The sequence below is a fragment of the Saccharopolyspora sp. 6M genome, from assembly GCF_020176775.1.
Lineage (GTDB): Bacteria > Actinomycetota > Actinomycetes > Mycobacteriales > Pseudonocardiaceae > Saccharopolyspora_C > Saccharopolyspora_C gregorii.
This window is the reverse complement of record NZ_JAIUJZ010000031.1, coordinates 1-19880: the sequence shown is the minus strand read 5'-3', so window position 1 is coordinate 19880 and position 19880 is coordinate 1. Positions and strand designations below refer to the sequence as shown.

The following is a 19880-nucleotide window of genomic DNA, read 5'->3' as shown; positions in this document are numbered from 1 at the left end:
CCCCCCCAATAAAAAGCCCGAACCCGCAAAAGTCCCCACACCCGAAGGATGTGGGGACTGAACACGCTGACGTAGCCCCGACGGGATTCGAACCCGCGCTACCGGCGTGAAAGGGCGGCGTCCTAGGCCGCTAGACGATGGGGCCCTAGAACGAACGATCATTGCTGATCGTTCCGCTGGGGTACCAGGACTCGAACCTAGACTAACTGAACCAGAATCAGTCGTGCTGCCGATTACACCATACCCCATCGGCTTCGGCGTTCAGCGGTGTTGGTCCGGGCTTCTGGAGGAAGTCCGACTCTTTGCCGCTGTCCGCCTTGCTGATGAAAATAGTAGAGCATGGCCCGCGGGGCCGTGACAGCACCCCCCTCTTCGGATGACTTCCCTGGTGGGGGTGGGTCCGGGGCGCTGTCCGGTCGGCGTCGTCGCCGGCGTCGCGGGCCGGGCTCGTTCAGCCGCTGAGCGCGCCGAGGCGCGGTCTCCCGATGTCCGGGTGGGACCGGTCCGCCGGAGTCGGGGCGGGGGCGTGCTGGCCGGGGATCCCGGGCGCGAAGGGCAGTTCGCAGACGAGGAGTTCGGGGAGTTCCGCGAGGCTGGTGATCATGGACACGCCGTCGGGCGGGGTGTGCTCGGTTCCGCCGCGGTTGAGCCAGACGCCGTGCAGTCCGGCGTCGGCGGCGCCGAGGGCGTCGGTGTCGAGCCGGTCGCCGACGTGGACGACTTCGTGCGGGGCGGCGCCGAGGGATTCGCAGGCGGCGTGGAAGATCCGCGGATCGGGTTTGGCGATGCCGAGTTCGCCGGAGATGACGAGGCTGTCGAAGACGCCGGCGAGCCCGGTGCGGCTGATCTTCTTGCGCTGGTAGGCGCTGGGCGCGTTGGTGATGACGGCGAGTTGGAGGCCTGCGGCGCGCAGCCAGTCGAGGCAGGGCACGGCGTCGTCGAAGAGGCACCAGGCGGCTTGCATGGCGGCCATGCGGCGGTCTTCGCGGGCGGCGGCTTCGGCGTCGCTGAGCCGTTCGCCGAAGGCGGCGAAGAAGGCGCGGGTGCGTTCGCGGCACATGGTGGCGAAGTCGAGTTCGCCCGCGACGTAGCGCTCGTAGTGCTCTTCGGTGGTGTGTCGCCACACGGGCCAGGCGGCGTCGTTGCCGATGAGGGCGCGGAGGCCGAGGCGGGAGGAGGCTGCGTTGTCGAGCAGGGTGTCGTCGATGTCGAGGCACACGGCTTTGACGTGGCCGGGTGGGGCGATCTCTGGGTGCGGCGCGGATGTCACCCCGAGAGGCTAGGTGTTCACCGGCGGTGCCCGACTCGGCCAAGCCGGTGATAGTCGTTGGCTGACACGGTTTAGTGCACGCGCCGGTACCGGGTGACGTCCATTGCGGACATCACCCGGTCGCCGGAATCGTGCTGCTGATCAGCCCAGTGCGCGCCGGAGGCGCTGGAGCGAGACGTCTCGCCCGAGCAGTTCCATCGATTCGTACAGCGGCGGCGACACGGTGCGACCGGTGACGGCGACGCGGACGGGCGCGAAGGCCTTGCGCGGTTTGATGCCGAGTCCGTCCACGACGGACTCCTTGAGCGCCGCTTCGATGGCTTCGGTGGTCCAGCCGTCGAGGGCGTCGAGGGCGCCGATGGCGGCTTCGAGGACGGGCCGCGCGTCGTCGCCGAGGGCCTTCTGCGCGGAGGCCTCTTCGGGTTCGAACTCGTCGCCCGCGAACAGGAACCGCATCATGCCGACGGCGTCGGAGAGCACGATGAGCCGTTCCTGCACGAGGGGTGCGGCGGCGCGCACGGTGTCGAGCTGCTGCTCGGTGGGTTCGGCGTCGAGCACGCCGCCCGCGACGAGGTAGGGCACGACGCGCTGCACGAAGTCGTCGGGGGCGAGGGCCCGCAGGTGCGCCGAGTTGATGGCGTCGGCCTTCTTCTGGTCGAACCGCGCGGGGTTGCTGCTCACGCTGCCGATGTCGAATGCCTCGACCATCTCGTCGAGGGTGAACACGTCGCGGTCGTCGGCGATGGACCAGCCGAGCAGCGCCAGGTAGTTGAGCAGCCCTTCGGGCAGGAATCCGCGGTCCCGGTGGTGGAACAGGTTGGACTGCGGGTCGCGCTTGGAGAGCTTCTTGTTGCCTTCGCCCATGACGAACGGCAGGTGCCCGAAGGCGGGGGTGAAGTCGGTGACGCCGATGCGCTGGAGCGCTTCGTAGAGCGCGATCTGGCGCGGGGTGGAGGAGAGCAGGTCCTCGCCGCGCAGCACGTGGGTGATGCGCATGAGCGCGTCGTCGACGGGGTTGGTGAGGGTGTAGAGCGCGTCGCCGCTGCCGCGGACGAGCACCGGGTCGGGCACGGTGCCCGCGCGGAAGGTGATCTCGCCGCGGACGAGGTCGTCGAAGGTGATGTCGTGGTCCGGCATCCGCAGCCGCAGCACGGGGGTGCGGCCTTCGGCGCGGTGGGCGGCCTTCTGCTCGTCGGTGAGGTCGCGGTCGAAGTTGTCGTAGCCGAGCTTGGGGTCGCGGCCGGCGGCCTTGTGCCGGGCTTCGACCTCTTCCGGCGTGGAGTACGCCTCGTAGAGCTCGCCGGCGGCCAGCAGGCGCTGGGCGATGTCGGCGTAGACGTCCTTGCGCTCGCTCTGCCGGTAGGGGCCGTGCTCGCCGCCGACACCGGGACCTTCGTCCCAGTCGAGGCCGAGCCAGCGCAGCGCTTCGAGCAGCGCGTCGTAGGACTCCTGGCTGTCCCGGCTGGCGTCGGTGTCCTCGATGCGGAACACGAGGCTGCCGCGGTGGTGCCGGGCGAAGGCCCAGTTGAACAGGGCGGTGCGGATCAGCCCGACGTGCGGCGTGCCGGTGGGCGACGGGCAGAACCGGGCGCGGACGGTTCCTGGCGCTGGGGTGGCGAACTCTGGCGTGCTCATGACCCGCCCACCATATCGGGCGGGGCGGGGTGGTTGACCAGCGAGTCCGGGAGGAGCACCCTGGAGTTATTCAACGTCCGTTGAATATCGATCGGGTGTTCGTGCAGCGCCGCACCGGCTGGGAGTGATCGGGATGGAACGCACCACCTGCTGCGTCATCGGAGGCGGACCCGCGGGCATGGTCCTGGGGCTGCTGCTGGCCCGCTCCGGGGTGCGGGTCACCGTCTTGGAGAAGCACGGCGACTTCCTGCGGGACTTCCGCGGCGACACGGTGCACCCGACGACCCTGCAGCTCATGGACGACCTCGGCCTGGCGGAGCGGTTCGCCGCGCTGCCGCAGCGCAGGGTGGAGACGGTGCGGCTGCCCGTCGGCGAGGACGGCGAACTCGTCACCATCGGGGACTTCCGGCTGCTCCCGATCAAGTACAACCACATCGCGCTGGTCCCGCAGTGGGATCTGCTGGACCTGCTCGCCGAGGAGGCGAAGCAGCAGGACGGTTTCGCGCTGCGGATGCGCACCGAGGTCACCGGGCTCATCCGGGAGGGCGGCCGGGTCAACGGCGTGCACTACCGCGAGGCCGACGGCACCACCGGGGAGCTGCGCGCCGACATCACCGTCGCCTGCGACGGACGGGATTCGCTCGCCCGGCGGCTGCCGGAGCTCGGGCTGCGGGACTTCCCCACTCCGATGGACGTGCGCTGGTTCCGGGTGCCACGCCGGGAGGACGACCCCTCCGGGCTGGTCGGGCTGGTCCGCGACCGCACGTTCACCGCGCTGATCGACCGCGGCGACTACTACCAGACGGCCTCGATCATCGCGAAGGACACCGATGCCGACGGCAGGTCCGGGCCGATCGAGGAGTTCAACCGGCGGCTGCGCCACCTCGTGCCCTGGTTCGACGACGGCCGCGAGCTGGTCGGCGAGTGGGCGGACGTGAAGCTGCTGCACGTCACCCTCGACCGGTTGCGCAAGTGGCACGTGCCGGGGCTGCTGTGCATCGGGGACGCGGCGCACGCCATGTCCCCGGTCGGCGGCATCGGCATCAACCTGGCCGTGCAGGACGCGGTCGCCGCGGCCCGGCACCTGGCGCGGCCGCTGCGCGAGGGCCGGTTGCGGCGCAGGCACGTGGCGGCGATCCAGCGCAGGCGCTGGCCGACGACCGTGCTGATCCAGGGATTGCAGAAGGTGTTGCACCGCAACGTGGTCGAGCCCGCGCTGCGCGGTGCCATCGACTTCGGGGGCCGGACCCGGCTGCCGCGCCCGATCCGGTTGATCACGCGGCTGCCCGCGCTGCGCGTGCTCCCGCCCTACCTGCTCGCCTACGGCGCTCTTCGCGAACGCCCTCCGGCTCGCTGGTCGTCTCGTTGAGGGGGTGGGTGGCGGAACCTCAGCTGGTGGTCCGGTTGCGTGCGTGGTCGTTGGCTCAGCGCTTCGCGCTGACAGGAAAGGATCGGGGACGGGCACTGCCCGCCGCTCTGGGCGGGCGGCGGGCAGTGCGGGTCACTGCACCGGGTTGGTGAGGGTGCCGAGGCCGTCGATGGAGACGGAGACCGACTGGCCGGACTTCATCGGCCCCACCCCGGCGGGGGTGCCGGTGAGGATGACGTCGCCGGGCAGCAGCGTCATGATCCGCGACACCCAGGACACCAGGCCCGCCACGTCGTGCAGCATCAGCGAGGTCCGCGACTCCTGGTGGAGCTCGCCGTCCAGCTCGGTGCGCAGCCCCAGGTCGGCGGGGTCCACGGCGGTGTCGATCCACGGCCCCAGCGGGCAGAACGTGTCGTAGCCCTTGGCCCGCGTCCACTGCCCGTCGGCCTGCTGCTGGTCGCGCGCGGTGACGTCGTTGGCGATCGTGTAGCCGAGGACCACCTCGGTGCCGCGCGCCTCCGGCACGTCCTTGCACGGCTGGCCGATGACGGCGGCCAGCTCGCCCTCGAAGTCGACGCGCTCCGAGTTCGGCGGCAGCTTGATCGGCGCGTTCGGGCTCGTGACCGAAGTCGACGGCTTCATGAAGATCACCGGGTTCGCCGGCGCCTCCCCGCCCATCTCCTTCGCGTGGTCGGCGTAGTTCTTGCCGACGCAGACGACCTTGCTGGGCAGGATCGGGGCGAGCAGCCGGACGTCGGCCATCGGCCACTTGCGCCCGGTGAAGGTGGGGTCGCCGAACGGGTGCTGGTCGATCTCGATGGCCAGCACCTTCTCCTTCGGCGCGGACGGATCGGGTTCCAGCGCGACGAACGACACCCCGTCGGAGTGGGCGACTCGGGCCAGGCGCACGGCGGACCTCTTTTCGTTCCCGGTTGTTCCACGTGGCCCGCGCGGGGCGGGCCGGACCAGCCTATGCGGTCGCGGCGGCCGGGCCCGTCGCCGGTCGGCCCGCGTTCGCGTTGCGGCGCAACGCCTTGTACGCGAGGGCGTCGCGGAGCGCGAGCCAGCTGGCCTCGACGATGTTGCCGTGCACGCCGACGGTGGTCCACTCCTCGTGGTCGTCCCGGGATTCCACCAGCACCCGGGTGACCGCGTCGGTGCCGGAGGCGTCGGTGAGGATGCGGACCTTGTAGTCCACCAGCGCCACCTCGTCCAGCCACGGCAGGTGCGGCACCAGCGCCTCGCGCAGCGCCGCGTCCAGCGCGTTCACCGGGCCGTTGCCCTCGGCGGTGGCGATCACCCGGGTTCCGGCGACGTGCACCTTCACCGTGGCCTCGGAGACGACGGCGCCGTCGGGGCGGTGGTCCAGCAGCACCCGGTAGGACTCCAGCTCGAACGGCGCCTCCGGTACCGCGGACCGCTCCCCCGCCGCGTCGAGTTCGCGGCGCAGCAGCAGTTCCAGCGAGGCGTCGGCGGCCTCGAAGGACCAGCCGCGCGCCTCCAGCTCCTTGACCCTGCGCACCGCGCCGCCGACCGCGTCGGGCGCCCCGGACAGGTCCACGCCGAGTTCGGCGCCCTTGAGCTCCAGGCTGGCGCGCCCGGCCATCTCGGTGACCAGCACCCGCATCTCGTTGCCGACCACGGCCGGGTCCAGGTGGTTGTACAGCTCCGGGTCGACCTTGATCGCGCTCGCGTGCAGCCCCGCCTTGTGCGCGAACGTGGAAGCGCCCACGTACGCCTGGTGCGCATCGGGGGCGAGGTTGGCGATCTCGGCGAGCGCGTGCGAGACGCGGGTCAGCTCGGTCAGCCGCCCGTCCGGCAGCACCGGCATGCCGAGCTTGGTCCGGAGGTTCCCGACGACCGAGAACAGGTCCGCGTTGCCCGCGCGCTCGCCGTAACCGTTGGCGGTGCACTGCACGTGGCTGGCGCCGGCCTGCACGGCGGCGACCGAGTTGGCGACGGCGCAGGCGGTGTCGTCCTGGCAGTGGATGCCGACGCGGAACCCGGTGCGCGCCACGACCTCCCGCACGGTGTCGGCGAGCCCGGTCGGCAGCTGCCCGCCGTTGGTGTCGCACAGCACGGCGAGGTCGGCGCCGGCGGTGACGGCGGCGTCGAGCACCCGCAGCGCGTGGTCCGGGTCGTGGGCGTAGCCGTCGAAGAAGTGCTCGGCGTCCACGAACACCCGGCGACCCTCGCCGACGAGGTGGCGCACCGTGTCGGCGATCATCGCGCGGTTCTCCTCGGCGCTGGTGCGCAACGCGCGCTCCACGTGCCTGCGGTCGGCCTTGGCGACGAGGGTGATGACGGATGCGCCGGAGTCGAGCAGCGCCCGCACCTGCGGGTCCTCCTGCGCGGGCACGCCCGCCCGGCGGGTGGCGCCGAAGGCGACGAGCGCGGCGTGCCGCAGGTCGAGCTCACCGGCGGCGGCGCGGGCGAAGAACTCGGTGTCCTTGGGCAGCGCGCCGGGCCAGCCTCCTTCGACGAAGCCGACGCCGAGCGAGTCCAGCAGCCGCGCGACGGCGAGCTTGTCGGTGACCGAGAAGGAGATGCCTTCCCGCTGGGCTCCGTCGCGCAGCGTGGTGTCGTAGACGTGGAAGTCGTCGCCGAGCGGGGTGCCGGCCGGGGTCGTGCGGGTCACTTGGGGTCTCCTGCGGGCTGTCGGGTGTCTCGTGCGGCGGAGCCGCCTGGTGCCGAACCGCCCCCGGAACATGAAAAAGACCCCCCGCGTGGATGCGAGAGGTCTGCGCGCCGGGGGTGCGGAATCCGTCACCCGGCGCGCGCTCCGATAATGATCATGGTCGTGGTGGCCACGCCCGCATGCTGCCACACCGCACCGGCCCGGCACCACCCGCCGGTTCCCCGATCCGCCCAGGTGGAACGCGTCCGAGGTCCGCACCCGGAGACGAGGGCGGGCGCCTCCCCGGAGTGGGGAGGCGCCCGTCCTGGACCCGGAGATCAGGGTTGCTGGGCCACCTCGCGGGAGGACACCAGCGCGGCGAGCCGGTCGCCGACGGCGAACGTCGCTCCCGGTGCCGAGTGGTCCCGCGTCGCCAGGTCGAAGGCCACGGAGGCCTCCACCCGGCGTGCCGCCTCGGTCTGCCCGACGTGGTCGAGCAACAGCGCCACCGACAGCACCGCGGCCGTCGGGTCCGCCGAACCGTGCCCGGCGATGTCCGGCGCGCTGCCGTGCACCGGCTCGAACATGCTCGGGTTCCGCCGCGTCGCGTCGATGTTGCCGCTGGCGGCGAGACCGATCCCACCGGTCACCGCACCGGCCAGGTCGGTGATGATGTCGCCGAACAGGTTGTCGGTGACCACCACGTCGAACCGGCTCGGGTCGGTCACCAGGTGGATCGTCGTCGCGTCCACGTGCTGGTAGGCGACCGTCACGTCGGGGTGTTGCAGCGAGACCTCCTCGACCACCCGGGACCACAACGATCCGGCGTGGGTGAGGACGTTGGTCTTGTGCACCAGCGTGAGGTGCTTGCGCGGCCGGGACGCGGCGCGGGCGAACGCGTCGCGCACCACCCGCTCCACGCCGAACGCCGTGTTGAGGCTGACCTCGGTGGCGATCTCGTGGGTCGTGTCCTTGCGCAGCAGACCGCCGTTGCCCGCGTAGGGGCCTTCGGTGCCTTCGCGCACCACCACCATGTCGATCTCACCCGGGTCGTTGACCGGGCTCTTCACCCCCGGGTACAGCCGGGCGGGGCGGAGGTTGACGTGGTGGTCGAGCTCGAAGCGCAGCCGCAGCAGCAGCCCGCGCTCCAGGATTCCGCTCGGCACCGAGGGGTCGCCGACCGCGCCGAGCAGGATCGCGTCGTGCTGGCGGAGTTCGGTCAGCACCGATTCCGGCAGCAGCTCACCGGTCGCGTGCCAGCGGGCGGCTCCCAGGTCGTATCGAGTGATCTCGGTATCGGGAACGACCTCACCGAGGACCTTGAGCGCCTCGGCCACCACCTCCGGCCCGATCCCGTCACCGGGGATCACAGCGAGCCGCATGTACACACCTCCCGACTACCACCCCGACCCGCGGGGCTCGAACTGTTGCGCCGAAGGCTACCGGCAAGGCCACGCGGGCAGGCACGCCGGACCCACCAAGTGGTCGAGGCATCCCGGTTGGCGGGACACCCGAACGAGTGACGCAGGTGAGCGGGGTGGCGAAAAGGGCCGCCCACAGGTGTGCGACGGCCCCTTTTCCGGCAACGGCGAACCCGAAACCTCGCCGGTCAGCCGATCACTCGAAGTCCACGGTCCGGACCGTGCGAGCGCCGACGGCCGCGCCGATCGGCTCCAGCACGCCCGCCTCCACCGGGCGGTCCACCCGCAGCAGCATGATCGCGTCGGAGCCCTCGGCGGTCTGGCTGACCGTGGCCGCCTCGATGTTCACGCCGACCTCGCCCAGCAGGGTGCCGACCTTGCCCATCACGCCCGGGCGGTCCGGGTACTCCAGCAGCAGCACGCTGCCCTCGGCCCGCAGGTCGAAGTGGCGGCCGTTGACCTCGATCAGCTTCTCCACCAGGTCGGTGCCCGACAGCGCGCCCGACACGACCGCCGAACGGCCGTCGGCGAGCGTCGCGCGCACCGAGACGACGCTGCGGTGGTTCGGGCTCTCCGAGGTGGTCTTCACCTCGACCTGCACCCCGAGGTCCTCGGCCAGCTGCGGCGCGTTGACGAAGGTGACCTGGCTGTCCACGGCACCGGAGAACACGCCGCGCAGCGCCGCGAGCTGCAGCACCGAGACGTCTTCGTGCGCGAGCTCGCCGCGCGCCTCGACGGTCACCGAGGTCGGCGTGCTGCCGAGCACGGCGGCCAGCAGCTGGCCCAGCTTCTGGGTCAGCGGCAGGTACGGGCGCACCTCTTCGCCGACGGCACCGCCCTGCACGTTCACCGCGTCCGGCACGAAGTCGCCGCGCAGCGCCAGCAGCACCGAGCGGGCCACGTCGGTGCCCGCGCGGTCCTGCGCCTCGGTGGTGGAGGCGCCCAGGTGCGGGGTGGCGACCACGTTGGTCAGCTCGAACAGCGGGCTGGAGGTGGTCGGCTCCGTCTTGTAGACGTCGATGCCGGCACCGCCGATGTGGCCGCTGCGGATCGCCTCGGCCAGCGCCTCCTCGTCCACCAGGCCACCGCGGGCGGCGTTGATGACGATGAGGCCCTGCTTGGCCTTCTTGAGCTCCTCCGCGCCGATCAGGCCGAGGGTCTCGGCGGTCTTCGGCAGGTGGATGGAGATCGCGTCGGCGCGCGCCAGCAGGTCTTCCAGGCTGACCAGCTCGATGCCCAGCTGCGCGGCGCGCGCGGCCGAGACGTAGGGGTCGTAGGCGATGAGCTTGGTGCCGAAGGCCGCGATGCGCTGCGCGAACAGCTGGCCGATCTTGCCGAGGCCGACGACGCCGATGGTCTTGCCGTTGAGCTCGATGCCGCTGAAGGAGCTGCGCTTCCACTCCCCCGCGCGCAGGCTCGCGTCCGCGGCGGCCACGTTGCGGGCCACCGCCAGCAGCAGCGCCAGCGCGTGCTCGGCGGCGGAGACGATGTTCGAGGTGGGCGCGTTGACGACCATCACGCCGCGCTCGGTGGCGGCGGGCACCTCGACGTTGTCCAGGCCGACGCCGGCGCGGGCGACGACCTTGAGCTTGCCGGTCGCGCCGAGGACTTCGGCGTCCACCTTGGTGGCGGAGCGGACCAGCAGCGCGTCGGCGTCGGCGACGGCCTCCAGCAGCGCCGGCCGGTCCGTGCCGTCGACGTGGCGGATCTCGACCTCTTCTCCGAGGGCTTCCAGCACGGAGGGGGCCAGCTTCTCGGCGATCAGGACGACAGGACGGTTGGTCACGGGCGCGCTCCATTGAGAGGGATCACGGTCGTAGCTGGGCACGGCGTTGTACCCGGACGGTCAGCGAGTTTAACGGGAGATTGAGAACTCGTTCACAAGGGTGTGACGCATCCCAACCCCACCGCGCGCCGCCCCGGGCGTCCGCGCGAGCGGCCCGACCGGATCGAAGGCGGGAGGATGAACCGGCAGCTCAGCGGCTGCGCGTGCGGTCGGGGATCACGGCTCGTCGAATTCGCCGTCCTTGGCCCCCGCGACGAAGGCGTCCCATTCCTCGGGCGTGAACACGAGGACGGGTCCTTCCGGCTCGGCGCCGTTGCGCATGCCGATGTAGCCGTCGACGAAGGCGATCTCCACGCCCGGTTCGTCGTCGTCCTCGGTGCTGGTGATCCACTCGGCGTCGGTGAAGTCCAGCTTGTGCCGGATGTGCGCCTTGTCGTCCACCGGTTCGTCCACGGTGGTGTTGGTCTCTTCGCTCACGCCCGGCACGATACCGCTCACCGGCGGTGCCCTTCGATCGCGTGAACGGGTGGCCGGTCCCCCGGACGCCGACGCGTCCGGGCCCTCCGGTGACGCCCCGCTGCGCGGTCGTCAACGGCGGGCCGCGCGGGGCCCGGCGAGCACGGCGACCGCGTTCGCCGCCACGATCACCCCGATCGCCACCCACTCCAGCGGTCCGGGCCGCTGGCCCAGCACGACGAGGCCGACCACCGCGGCGAGCACCGGGTTGACGCTCATGAAGACGCCGAAGAAGTTCGCGGGCACCCGGCGCAGCGCGAACAGGTCCGCGACGAACGGCACCACCGAGGACAGCACTCCCGCGGCGACCGCGCAGCCGAGCGCGGCGGGCGTCGGCGGGTGCTGCCAGAGCACCGCGATGCCGATCGGCAGGTACAGCAGCCCGGAGACGCCCGCCGCGGCCGCCGAGCCCTGCGCGCCGGGCACCCGGCGCCCCACGGTCCGGTTCAGCAGCACGTAGCAGCCCCAGCAGACCGCGGCCAGCAGCGCCAGCCCGATGCCCGCGTAGTCGGTGCTGGGCTGCGGCCGGGTCAGCACCACCACGGCGGCCCCGGCGGCGAGGGCGCAGCCGAGGTCGACGGCGCGCCGCGAGGTCAGCAGCGCCACCGCCAGCGGCCCGAGGAATTCGAGGGTGACGGCGAGGCCGAGCCCGACGCGGTCGATGGCGGTGTAGAGCGAGAGGTTCATGGTGGCGAACACGGCGGCCAGGCCCAGCACCGGCCACCACTGCCGCGCGGTGAACGAGCGCAGCCGCGGCCGCCCGGCGACCAGCAGCACCACGGCCGCCACCCACTGCCGCACCGCCACCACCCCGGCGGGCCCGACGACGGGGAACGCGAGCGCCCCGGTGGCGGCGCCGAACTGGTTCGACAGCCCGCCGCCGAGCATCAGCGCCACCCCGGCCGCCCGCCCGGTTCCCGCGGTCCCGTTGTCCGCGGTGGTGGTCCCGGTGGCCGGTTCGAGGCGTTCCGTCGTCGTCATGACCGCGAGCATCGGGCCGCCGCGGCGCCGGGCAAAATGCACCGGGACCACCATCCATACGCTGGAGTCATGGATGTGGAGTTGCGGCAGCTGCGCTGCCTGGTGGCGATCGCGGACGCCGGGACGTTCACCGACGCCGCGATCGAGCTCGGCGTGTCGCAGGCGGCGGTCTCGCGCACGCTGCGCTCGCTGGAGCGCGCGCTCGGCGTCCGGCTGCTGGACCGCACCAGCCGCAGCTGCGTCCCGACCACGGCGGGCGCGCGGGTGCTGGCCCGCGCCCGGCACCTGCTGGCCGAGGCGGAGGAGCTGGTGCGGGAGGCCACCGGCGGCCACGCCCGGCTGCGCCTCGGGCACGCGTGGTCGGCGGTGGGGCGGCACACCAAGGAGTTCCAGCGCCGCTGGGCGGCCGAGCACCCGGACGTGGCGCTGCACCTGGTGCGCACCAACACGCACACCGGCGGCCTCGCCGAGGGCGCCTGCGATCTGGCGGTGGTGCGGGCCGGGGTGGATTCCGCGCGCTACGGGCACGCGACGGTGGGACACGAGCGGCGCTACGTGGCGCTGGCGGGCGACGACCCGTGGGCGCGGCGGCGTTCGGTGCCGCTGGGCGAGATCCGGGACCGGGTGCTGGTGGTGGACCGCCGCACCGGCACCACCACCGCGGACCTGTGGCCGCCGGAGCAGCGCCCGGTGCTGGAGCAGACGCACGACATCGACGACTGGCTGGCGGCGATCGCGACCGGCCGCTGCGTGGGGATCACCCCGCACGGCACGGTCGCCCAGTACCGCCGCGACGGCATCACCTACCGCCCGGTCCGCGACGCGCCCCCGGTCCCCGTCCAGGTCATCTGGCCCCGCAACGACCCCCACCCCGCGACCAGCGCCGTGGTCGACCTCCTCACCACCCTCTACGCGAAGAAGCCCTGACACCCCCGTCCTGTCAGCGGCGAAGCCGATGAGCGGAGACCACACACGCAGCAGGACCACCCGCGGGTTCTCAGCGCTTTCCTCGCGAGGACAGCGTTTTCTCATGTGGCGGAGCCACCTGTGAAAACGATCCCGCAGCGAGGAAAGCGCTGAGGTTCCGCCACCCCACCCCGGATCAAGAAGACCCCGGGGAAAAAACGCCGAAGGCCCGGTGATCCCTTGTGAGGATCCCGGGCCTTCCCGACCGCTCACCCGCCGTCGATCGGACGGCGGGCGGCGTGCTGGTTCAGTTCAGCGGTGCGCCGATGCTCACTTCCCGGTCCAGGACATGAGGGCGCGGAGCTTCTTGCCGACCTCTTCGATCTGGTGGTCGTTGCCGGCCTGCTGCAGCTTGGTGAAGTGGGGGCGGCCGGCCTCGTCCTCGGCGACCCACTCCTTCGCGAAGGTGCCGTCCTGGATCTCGCCGAGGATCTTCTGCATGGATTCCTTGACGTGCGCGTCGACGACGCGCGGGCCGCGGGTGAGGTCGCCGTACTCGGCGGTGTCGGAGCAGGAGTAGCGCTGCCCGGCGATGCCGCCCTCCCACATGAGGTCGACGATCAGCTTCAGCTCGTGCAGCACCTCGAAGTAGGCGATCTCGGGCTGGTAGCCGGCCTCGACGAGGACCTCGAAACCGGTCTGCACGAGGGCGCTGGCGCCACCGCAGAGGACGGCCTGCTCACCGAACAGGTCGGTCTCGGTCTCCTCCTTGAAGGTGGTCTTGATGACGCCGGCGCGAGCGCCGCCGATGCCCGCGGCGTAGGACAGCGCCAGCGCCTGCGCGTTGCCGGAGGCGTCCTGCTCGATGGCGATCAGACACGGCACGCCCTTGCCGTCGACGAACTGGCGGCGCACCAGGTGGCCGGGACCCTTGGGAGCGACCATGGCGACGTCGACGTCCGACGGCGGCTGGATCAGGCCGTAGCGGATGTTGAAGCCGTGGCCGAAGAAGAGCGCGTCGCCGCTCTTGAGGTTGGGGGCGACGTCGTTGGCGTAGATCTCCCGCTGCTTGGTGTCCGGCGCCAGGATCATGATCACGTCGGCTTCGGCGGAGGCCTCGGCCGGGGTCAGCACCCGCAGGCCCTCTTCCTCGGCCTTGGCGCGGGACTTCGATCCCTCGGGCAGGCCGATGCGAACGTCCACACCGGAGTCGCGCAGGCTCAGCGCGTGCGCGTGGCCCTGGCTGCCGTAGCCGATGACCGCGACCTTGCGGCCCTGCACGATGCTGAGGTCGGCGTCGGCGTCGTAGAAGATCTCAGTTGCCATGATGGTTTCCGTGTTCCTTTCGGGACTTCTCGAATTGTTCTGCCCGCGGGGGCCGTCCCGGTCGCGGCGGGACGGCCGCCCGCCGGTGCGCGCCGCAGCGCTCCCGGCGGAGCCGGGGACCGGGGTCAGCGCACCGCGGTGGCGGTGATGGAGCGGGGTCCGCGGCCGATGGCGATCGCCCCGGACTGCACCATCTCCCGGATACCGTAGGGCTCCAGCATGCGCAGCAGCGCGCCCAGCTTCTCGCCGTCGCCGGTGGCTTCGACGGTCAGCGCCTCCGGGGAGACGTCGACGACCTTGGCCCGGAACAGCTGGACGGTTTCCAGCACCTGGCTGCGCACGGAGGCGTCCGCGCGCACCTTGACCAGGAGCAGTTCGCGCTGGACCGCGACCTCCGGTTCCAGCTCCACGATCTTGATCACGTTGACGAGCTTGTTGAGCTGCTTGGTGACCTGTTCGAGGGGCTGGTCGCTGACCGCGACCACGATCGTCATCCGGGAGATCTCCGGGTGCTCGGTCGGGCCGACGGCCAGGGATTCGATGTTGAAGCTGCGGCGGGAGAACAGCCCGGAGACGCGGGCGAGCGCGCCCGGCACGTTCTCCACCAGCACGCTGAGAGTGTGTCGGCTCATGGGTGCGGTCACCCCTCGTCTTCGTCGAACAGCGGGCGGATTCCGCGCGCCGCCATGATCTCGTCGTTGCCGGTTCCCGCGGCCACCATGGGCCACACCTGCGCGTCCTTGCCCACCACGAAGTCGATCACGACGGGTCGGTCGTTGATCTCCATCGCCTGCTGGATGACGCTGTCGACGTCCTCCCGGGATTCGCACCGCAGGCCCGCGCAGCCGAGCGCTTCGGCCAGCAGCTTGAAGTCGGGGATGCGGTGCTTGTGGGTGCCGAGGTCACTGTGTGAGTAGCGCTCGGCGTAGAACAGGCTCTGCCACTGCCGGACCATACCGAGGTTGCCGTTGTTGATGACGGCCACCTTGATCGGCAGTTCCTCGATGGCGCAGGTCGCGAGCTCCTGGTTGGTCATCTGGAAGCAGCCGTCGCCGTCGATCGCCCACACCTGGGTGCCGGGCAGTCCGGCCTTGGCGCCCATCGCGGCGGGCACCGAGTAGCCCATGGTGCCGAGACCGCCGGAGTTCAACCAGGTCCGGGGGTTCTCGTAGTTGATGAACTGGGCCGCCCACATCTGATGCTGGCCGACGCCCGCGCAGTACACCGCCTCCGGCCCGGCCAGCGCCCCGAGCCGCTCGATGACGTACTCGGGGGCGAGGCTGCCGTCGGCGGGCCACTCGTAGCCGAGGGGGAAGGTGTCGCGCCAGCTGCTCAGCTGCGTCCACCACGGGCCGAGGTCGGCGGTGCCGCCCGCTTCGGTGGCGGTGGCGACGGCGTCGATGAGCTCGGCGATGACCTCCTTGCAGTCGCCGACGATCGGCACGTCGGCGTTGCGGTTCTTGGAGATCTCGGCCGGGTCGATGTCGGCGTGCACGACCTTCGCCTCCGGCGCGAAGGAGGACAGCTGCCCGGTGACCCGGTCGTCGAACCGGGCGCCGAGCGCGATCAGCAGGTCGGAGCGCTGCATCGCGGCGACCGCGGCGACGGTGCCGTGCATGCCGGGCATGCCCAGGTGCAGCGGGTGCGAGTCGGGGAACGCGCCGCGGGCCATCAGGGTCGTGACGACCGGGATGCCGGTGGTCTCGGCGAGCTCGCGGAGCCGCTCGGTCGCCTCGGCCTTGAGCACGCCACCACCGACGTAGAGCACGGGCCGCTGCGCCGCGGTGATCAGCTTCGCGGCTTCGCGGACCTGCTTGCCGTGCGGCTTGCTGGTCGGCCGGTAGCCGGGCAGCTTCATCTCCGGGGGCCAGGAGAAGGTGGTCGCGGTCTGCTGGACGTCCTTCGGGATGTCCACCAGGACCGGCCCGGGACGTCCGGACGAGGCGATGTAGAAGGCCTCGGCGATGGTGCGCGGGATGTCCTCGGCCTTGGTGACCAGGAAGTTGTGCTTGGTGATCGGCAGCGTGATGCCGCAGATGTCGGCTTCCTGGAAGGCGTCGGTGCCGATCAGGCTGGTCGACTGCTGGCCGGTGATCGCGACGATCGGGACCGAGTCCATCTGCGCGTCGGCGAGCGCGGTGACCAGGTTCGTCGCGCCGGGACCGGAGGTCGCCATGCACACGCCGACCTTGCCGGTGGCCTGGGCGTAACCGGTGGCGGCGTGCCCGGCGCCCTGCTCGTGCCGGACCAGCACGTGCCGGACCTTCGTGGAGTCGAGCAGCGGGTCGTAGGCAGGCAGGATCGTGCCGCCAGGGATGCCGAAGACGATCTCGGCGCCGACGGACTCCAGCGACCGGACGAGCGACTGCGCGCCGGTGACCTGCACTGGAGCGTCGTTGGTCGGTGCTGGTTTGGGACGGTGTCCCGGCGGCGGTGCCGGGACCGGGCTCTGCCTGGTGTGGGCGCTGGTCATCGAGTTCGCCTCTGTCCGAACGGTGGTGGTCGGTGAGTGGGCACGAAAAAACCCCCGCCGGGCCGGATAGGACCGTACGAGGGTTGGCGCGTCGTCGCTGCGGAGCTTCCTCAGGCGTCGACGCGCCGGGGAAGTACGAGAATGTCGTGCAGTCGCAGCATGACGAGGACGTTAACGGCCCGGACGCCGCGAGGTCAAACCATGCGGGAAGATCCTCCCGCATGCTGGACACCGGAGGCCCGGGCGGAGCCGCACACCGCCCGGTGTTCCCGCAGGTCGGGAGCATGCCGCGCGCATTCGGCGGAACCCGGTGTGGCGTACGTCGCTCCGCCGCCGCGGGTCCGCGCGGCCCGGTCGCGACACCGGGCGCACCGCGTCCCCGCACTCCCGCCACCAGCAGGGACGCTGCGGGCGTCCCGCGCGCGGGTGAGAGCATCGAGGGGTGAGCGAGACACCTGCGGCACCCGAGCCGCCCGGCCCCGGCCGCGGCGAGCGCGACACCGGGCGCACCGGCTCCCCCGCGGAGCCCGGGGCCGCGGGGCCGGAACGCGCAGAGGCAGAGGGGACCCGCGAAGTGAGCACGTCCGAGGACCAGGGCACGACCGGCACCGCCACCCGGGAGGACGCGGCGGAACCCGGCGTCGCGCCGGCCACCGAGGCGACCGGCCCCGATGCGCCCGAGGGCTCCGGCGCCGCCGGGCAGCCCCGCACCGCCGAGGGATCCAGCACCGGAGACTCCGGCACCGACGACTTCGGCATCGGGAGCTCCGGCACCGCCGAGCCCGCCGGACCGGCCGCGACGCCCGTCCCGCGCGCCGCCGGGCGTGCCAAGGCGCTGCCGAAGTCGCTGACCTTCCAGCTGACCCGGACCTCGCTGCTCGCGGTGTTCGCGGTGACGATCTCGGTCACGCCGATCGCCTTCGCCGAGCCGTTCCCGCAGCTGCTGCCCACCTACCTGATCCCGCTGGCGCTCGCCTACGTGATCGTGCGGCCGCGCACCGTGGTCACCGCCGAGCGGATCACCGTGCGCCGCCTGTTCGGCCGCACCGGGTTCGGCTGGGACGAGCTGGCCTCGCTGCGCCTGGACGAGCGGCGCTGGGTGCGGGCCGTGCTCGGCTCCGGCGCGGAGATCGCGCTCCCGGCGATCCGGGTGCGGGACGTGGGCCGGCTGGCCGAGCTCAGCGGCGGCCGCGTCCCCGACCCGAACGCCGCGCCGAGCGCTCCGGAGCCCGACGGCGCCACCGCCGAGGCCCGGGACGCGGCGGACGAGGGCACCGGGTCCGCGACCGACGCCGAATCCGCCGCCACCGCTGGAGATGCCGCCTCCGGATCTCCGACCACCGCGGGCACCGAGGCCACCGGTGCCGAGTCCGCCGCCGAGCCGTCCACCGACGAGCCCGGCGCCGACGGCACCTCCCGCGAGTCCGCGGGCTGATCCCCGCTCGCGCCGGCGGTGCCCGTTCCGAACCGGGCGCCGCCCCCCCCGTCCGCTCCCCGGTACCGGCCGAGGCCTGCGTCACGAACGCCCGGGGAGCGCGAACCGGTCACCTCCGGCGCCGCCGGGCAGGAGTAGCGTCGAGGTCACCGCAGTTCGTCCCCCCACTCACGAGGTGGGCGTCTTTTCGCCGTCCCGACGCGAATTCAGCGAGAGAACCGAGAAGGACCATGCCCCAGTTGCGCTCCCGCACCACCACCCACGGACGGAACGCCGCAGGCGCCCGTTCGCTGTGGCGTGCCACCGGCATGACCGACGACGACTTCGGCAAGCCGATCGTGGCCATCGCCAACTCCTACACCCAGTTCGTGCCCGGTCACGTGCACCTCCGCGACCTCGGCGACGTGGTGGCCGAGACGATCCGCGAAGCGGGCGGTGTGCCGCGGGAGTTCCACACGATCGCGGTGGACGACGGCATCGCCATGGGCCACAGCGGGATGCTCTACTCGCTGCCCTCGCGCGAGATCATCGCCGACTCGGTGGAATACATGGTCAACGCGCACCAGGCGGACGCGCTGGTGTGCATCTCGAACTGCGACAAGATCACGCCGGGCATGCTGAACGCCGCGATGCGGCTCAACGTGCCGACGGTGTTCGTCTCCGGTGGCCCGATGGAGGCCGGGAAGGCCGTGGTCGTGGAGGGCGTCGCGCAGGCGCCGACCGACCTGATCACCACGATCTCCGCGTCGGCGAACTCCGCGGTCGACGACGACGGGCTCAGCGAGGTGGAGCGCTCCGCCTGCCCGACCTGCGGCTCCTGCTCCGGCATGTTCACCGCGAACTCGATGAACTGCCTCACCGAGGCCTTGGGCCTCGCGCTGCCCGGCAACGGTTCCACGCTGGCCACGCACGCCGCGCGCCGCGCCCTGTTCGAGGAGGCCGGGCGCACCGTCGTGCGGATCTCGAAGCGCTGGTACCAGGAGGACGACGACTCGGTCCTGCCGCGCTCGGTCGCGAACAAGAAGGCGTTCGAGAACGCGATGGCGCTGGACATGGCGATGGGCGGCTCCACGAACACGGTGCTGCACACGCTGGCCGCCGCCCGCGAGGGCGAAATCGACTTCGAGCTCTCGGACATCGAGCGGATCAGCCGCCAGGTGCCGTGCCTGTCGAAGGTCGCGCCGAACTCCGACTACCACATGGAGGACGTGCACCGAGCCGGCGGCATCTCCGCGATCATGGGTGAGCTGGACCGCGCGGAGCTGCTGCACCGCGACGTGTCCTCGGTGCACAGCGCCAGCCTCACCGAGTGGCTGGACCGCTGGGACGTGCGCGGCGCATCGCCCTCCCAAGAAGCGCTCGACCTGTTCCACGCCGCGCCCGGCGGAGTCCGCACCACGCAGGCGTTCTCCACCGAGAACCGCTGGTCCTCGCTGGACACCGACGCCGCGGGCGGCTGCATCCGCGACTTCGAGCACGCCTACACCGCGGACGGCGGGCTGGCGGTGTTGCGCGGCAACCTCGCCGAGGACGGTGCGGTCGTGAAGACCGCGGGCGTCGAGGAGGAGCTGTGGCACTTCCAGGGCCCGGCGCGGGTGCTGGAGAGCCAGGAGCAGGCCGTCGCCGCGATCCTGCAGAAGAAGATCGAGCCCGGTGACGTGCTGGTGATCCGCTACGAGGGCCCCTCCGGCGGACCGGGCATGCAGGAGATGCTGCACCCGACCGCGTTCCTGAAGGGCTCCGGTCTCGGCAAGAAGTGCGCGCTGATCACCGACGGCCGGTTCTCCGGCGGTTCCTCCGGGCTGTCCATCGGGCACATCTCGCCGGAGGCGGGCAACGGCGGCGTGATCGGCCTCGTCGAGGAGGGCGACCAGATCCTCATCGACGTGCGGGAGCGCACGCTGCAGCTGCTCGTCGACGACGAGGTGCTGGCCGAGCGGCGCGCCAAGATGGAGAGCAGCGAGCACCCGTGGCAGCCGGTGTCCCGCGAGCGCAAGGTGACCTCGGCGCTGCGCGCCTACGCGCGGCTGGCCACCTCCGCCTCGCACGGCGCCGTCCGAGACGTCTCCAAGTAGGACCGCGAACGTGCCGACGGCCGGGTTCCACGTGGAACCCGGCCGTCGGCACGTTCGCGGTCCTACTTGG

The 19880-nt window shown here is 71.9% G+C and carries 15 protein-coding genes and 1 tRNA gene; 4 read left to right on the top strand and 12 right to left on the bottom strand.

Annotated elements, in window-relative coordinates; all coding sequences use genetic code 11:
• Positions 1–176: 176 nt before the first annotated feature.
• The 3 genes from LCD31_RS05950 to gltX all read right to left on the bottom strand — a co-directional run bounded on the left by LCD31_RS05950 (position 177) and on the right by gltX (position 2905).
• Positions 177–248 (bottom strand) — tRNA-Gln (locus LCD31_RS05950).
• Between the two features lie 203 nt (positions 249–451).
• The gene (locus LCD31_RS05945; RefSeq protein ID WP_224956495.1) at positions 452–1219 is read right to left on the bottom strand and encodes an HAD family hydrolase; all 768 of its coding nucleotides are present in this window, start codon (positions 1217–1219) and stop codon (positions 452–454) included.
• Between the two features lie 192 nt (positions 1220–1411).
• Complete coding sequence (gene gltX, locus LCD31_RS05940; protein WP_224956493.1) at positions 1412–2905, bottom strand: glutamate--tRNA ligase; 1494 nt, start codon at positions 2903–2905, stop codon at positions 1412–1414.
• 133 nt (positions 2906–3038) lie between these two features.
• On the opposite strand from gltX, the gene LCD31_RS05935 reads away from it, so the two are divergent.
• The gene (locus LCD31_RS05935; RefSeq protein WP_224956492.1) at positions 3039–4274 is read left to right on the top strand and encodes an FAD-dependent oxidoreductase; all 1236 of its coding nucleotides are present in this window, start codon (positions 3039–3041) and stop codon (positions 4272–4274) included.
• Between the two features lie 132 nt (positions 4275–4406).
• Here LCD31_RS05935 and LCD31_RS05930 read toward each other — a convergent pair whose 3' ends face one another.
• The 6 genes from LCD31_RS05930 to LCD31_RS05905 form a co-directional block, all read right to left on the bottom strand.
• The gene (locus LCD31_RS05930; protein WP_224956490.1) at positions 4407–5183 is read right to left on the bottom strand and encodes a fumarylacetoacetate hydrolase family protein; all 777 of its coding nucleotides are present in this window, start codon (positions 5181–5183) and stop codon (positions 4407–4409) included.
• A 61-nt stretch (positions 5184–5244) separates the two neighbouring features.
• Entirely contained in the window at positions 5245–6912 is a 1668-nt protein-coding gene (gene cimA, locus LCD31_RS05925; protein ID WP_224956489.1) for a citramalate synthase, read from the bottom strand.
• A gap of 317 nt (positions 6913–7229) precedes the next feature.
• Positions 7230–8273 carry a 3-isopropylmalate dehydrogenase gene (locus LCD31_RS05920; RefSeq protein ID WP_224956488.1) on the bottom strand — a complete coding sequence of 348 codons (1044 nt, stop codon included), beginning with the start codon at positions 8271–8273 and terminating at the stop codon, positions 7230–7232.
• A 235-nt stretch (positions 8274–8508) separates the two neighbouring features.
• Positions 8509–10098, bottom strand: coding sequence for a phosphoglycerate dehydrogenase (gene serA / locus LCD31_RS05915; RefSeq protein ID WP_224956487.1), 1590 nt, complete (start codon positions 10096–10098; stop codon positions 8509–8511).
• A gap of 216 nt (positions 10099–10314) precedes the next feature.
• Positions 10315–10575 (bottom strand): DUF397 domain-containing protein, encoded by a 261-nt coding sequence (locus LCD31_RS05910; RefSeq protein WP_373690015.1) that lies wholly within the window; start codon positions 10573–10575, stop codon positions 10315–10317.
• A gap of 111 nt (positions 10576–10686) precedes the next feature.
• A complete protein-coding gene (locus tag LCD31_RS05905; protein WP_224956486.1) occupies positions 10687–11595 on the bottom strand; it encodes a DMT family transporter in 909 nt (302 codons plus the stop codon).
• A 69-nt stretch (positions 11596–11664) separates the two neighbouring features.
• Here LCD31_RS05905 and LCD31_RS05900 point away from each other — a divergent pair, with 69 nt between their 5' ends.
• Entirely contained in the window at positions 11665–12522 is an 858-nt protein-coding gene (locus LCD31_RS05900) for a LysR family transcriptional regulator (protein ID WP_224956485.1), read from the top strand.
• A 309-nt stretch (positions 12523–12831) separates the two neighbouring features.
• Here the strand turns inward: LCD31_RS05900 and ilvC are convergent, their stop codons facing one another.
• The 3 genes from ilvC to LCD31_RS05885 form a co-directional block, all read right to left on the bottom strand.
• On the bottom strand, positions 12832–13827 hold the full coding sequence (gene ilvC, locus LCD31_RS05895; protein WP_224956484.1) for a ketol-acid reductoisomerase: 996 nt from the start codon (positions 13825–13827) through the stop codon (positions 12832–12834).
• 125 nt (positions 13828–13952) lie between these two features.
• Positions 13953–14459: an acetolactate synthase small subunit gene (gene ilvN / locus LCD31_RS05890; protein ID WP_224956483.1), complete on the bottom strand. Its 507-nt coding sequence runs from the start codon at positions 14457–14459 to the stop codon at positions 13953–13955.
• An 8-nt stretch (positions 14460–14467) separates the two neighbouring features.
• A complete protein-coding gene (locus tag LCD31_RS05885; RefSeq protein ID WP_224956482.1) occupies positions 14468–16300 on the bottom strand; it encodes an acetolactate synthase large subunit in 1833 nt (610 codons plus the stop codon).
• 574 nt (positions 16301–16874) lie between these two features.
• Here LCD31_RS05885 and LCD31_RS29480 point away from each other — a divergent pair.
• Both LCD31_RS29480 and ilvD read left to right on the top strand, forming a co-directional pair.
• The gene (locus LCD31_RS29480) at positions 16875–17735 is read left to right on the top strand and encodes a PH domain-containing protein (RefSeq protein ID WP_224966759.1); all 861 of its coding nucleotides are present in this window, start codon (positions 16875–16877) and stop codon (positions 17733–17735) included.
• Positions 17736–17965: 230 nt separating this feature from the next.
• Positions 17966–19810 carry a dihydroxy-acid dehydratase gene (ilvD, locus tag LCD31_RS05875; protein ID WP_224956481.1) on the top strand — a complete coding sequence of 615 codons (1845 nt, stop codon included), beginning with the start codon at positions 17966–17968 and terminating at the stop codon, positions 19808–19810.
• Positions 19811–19880 lie beyond the last annotated feature (70 nt).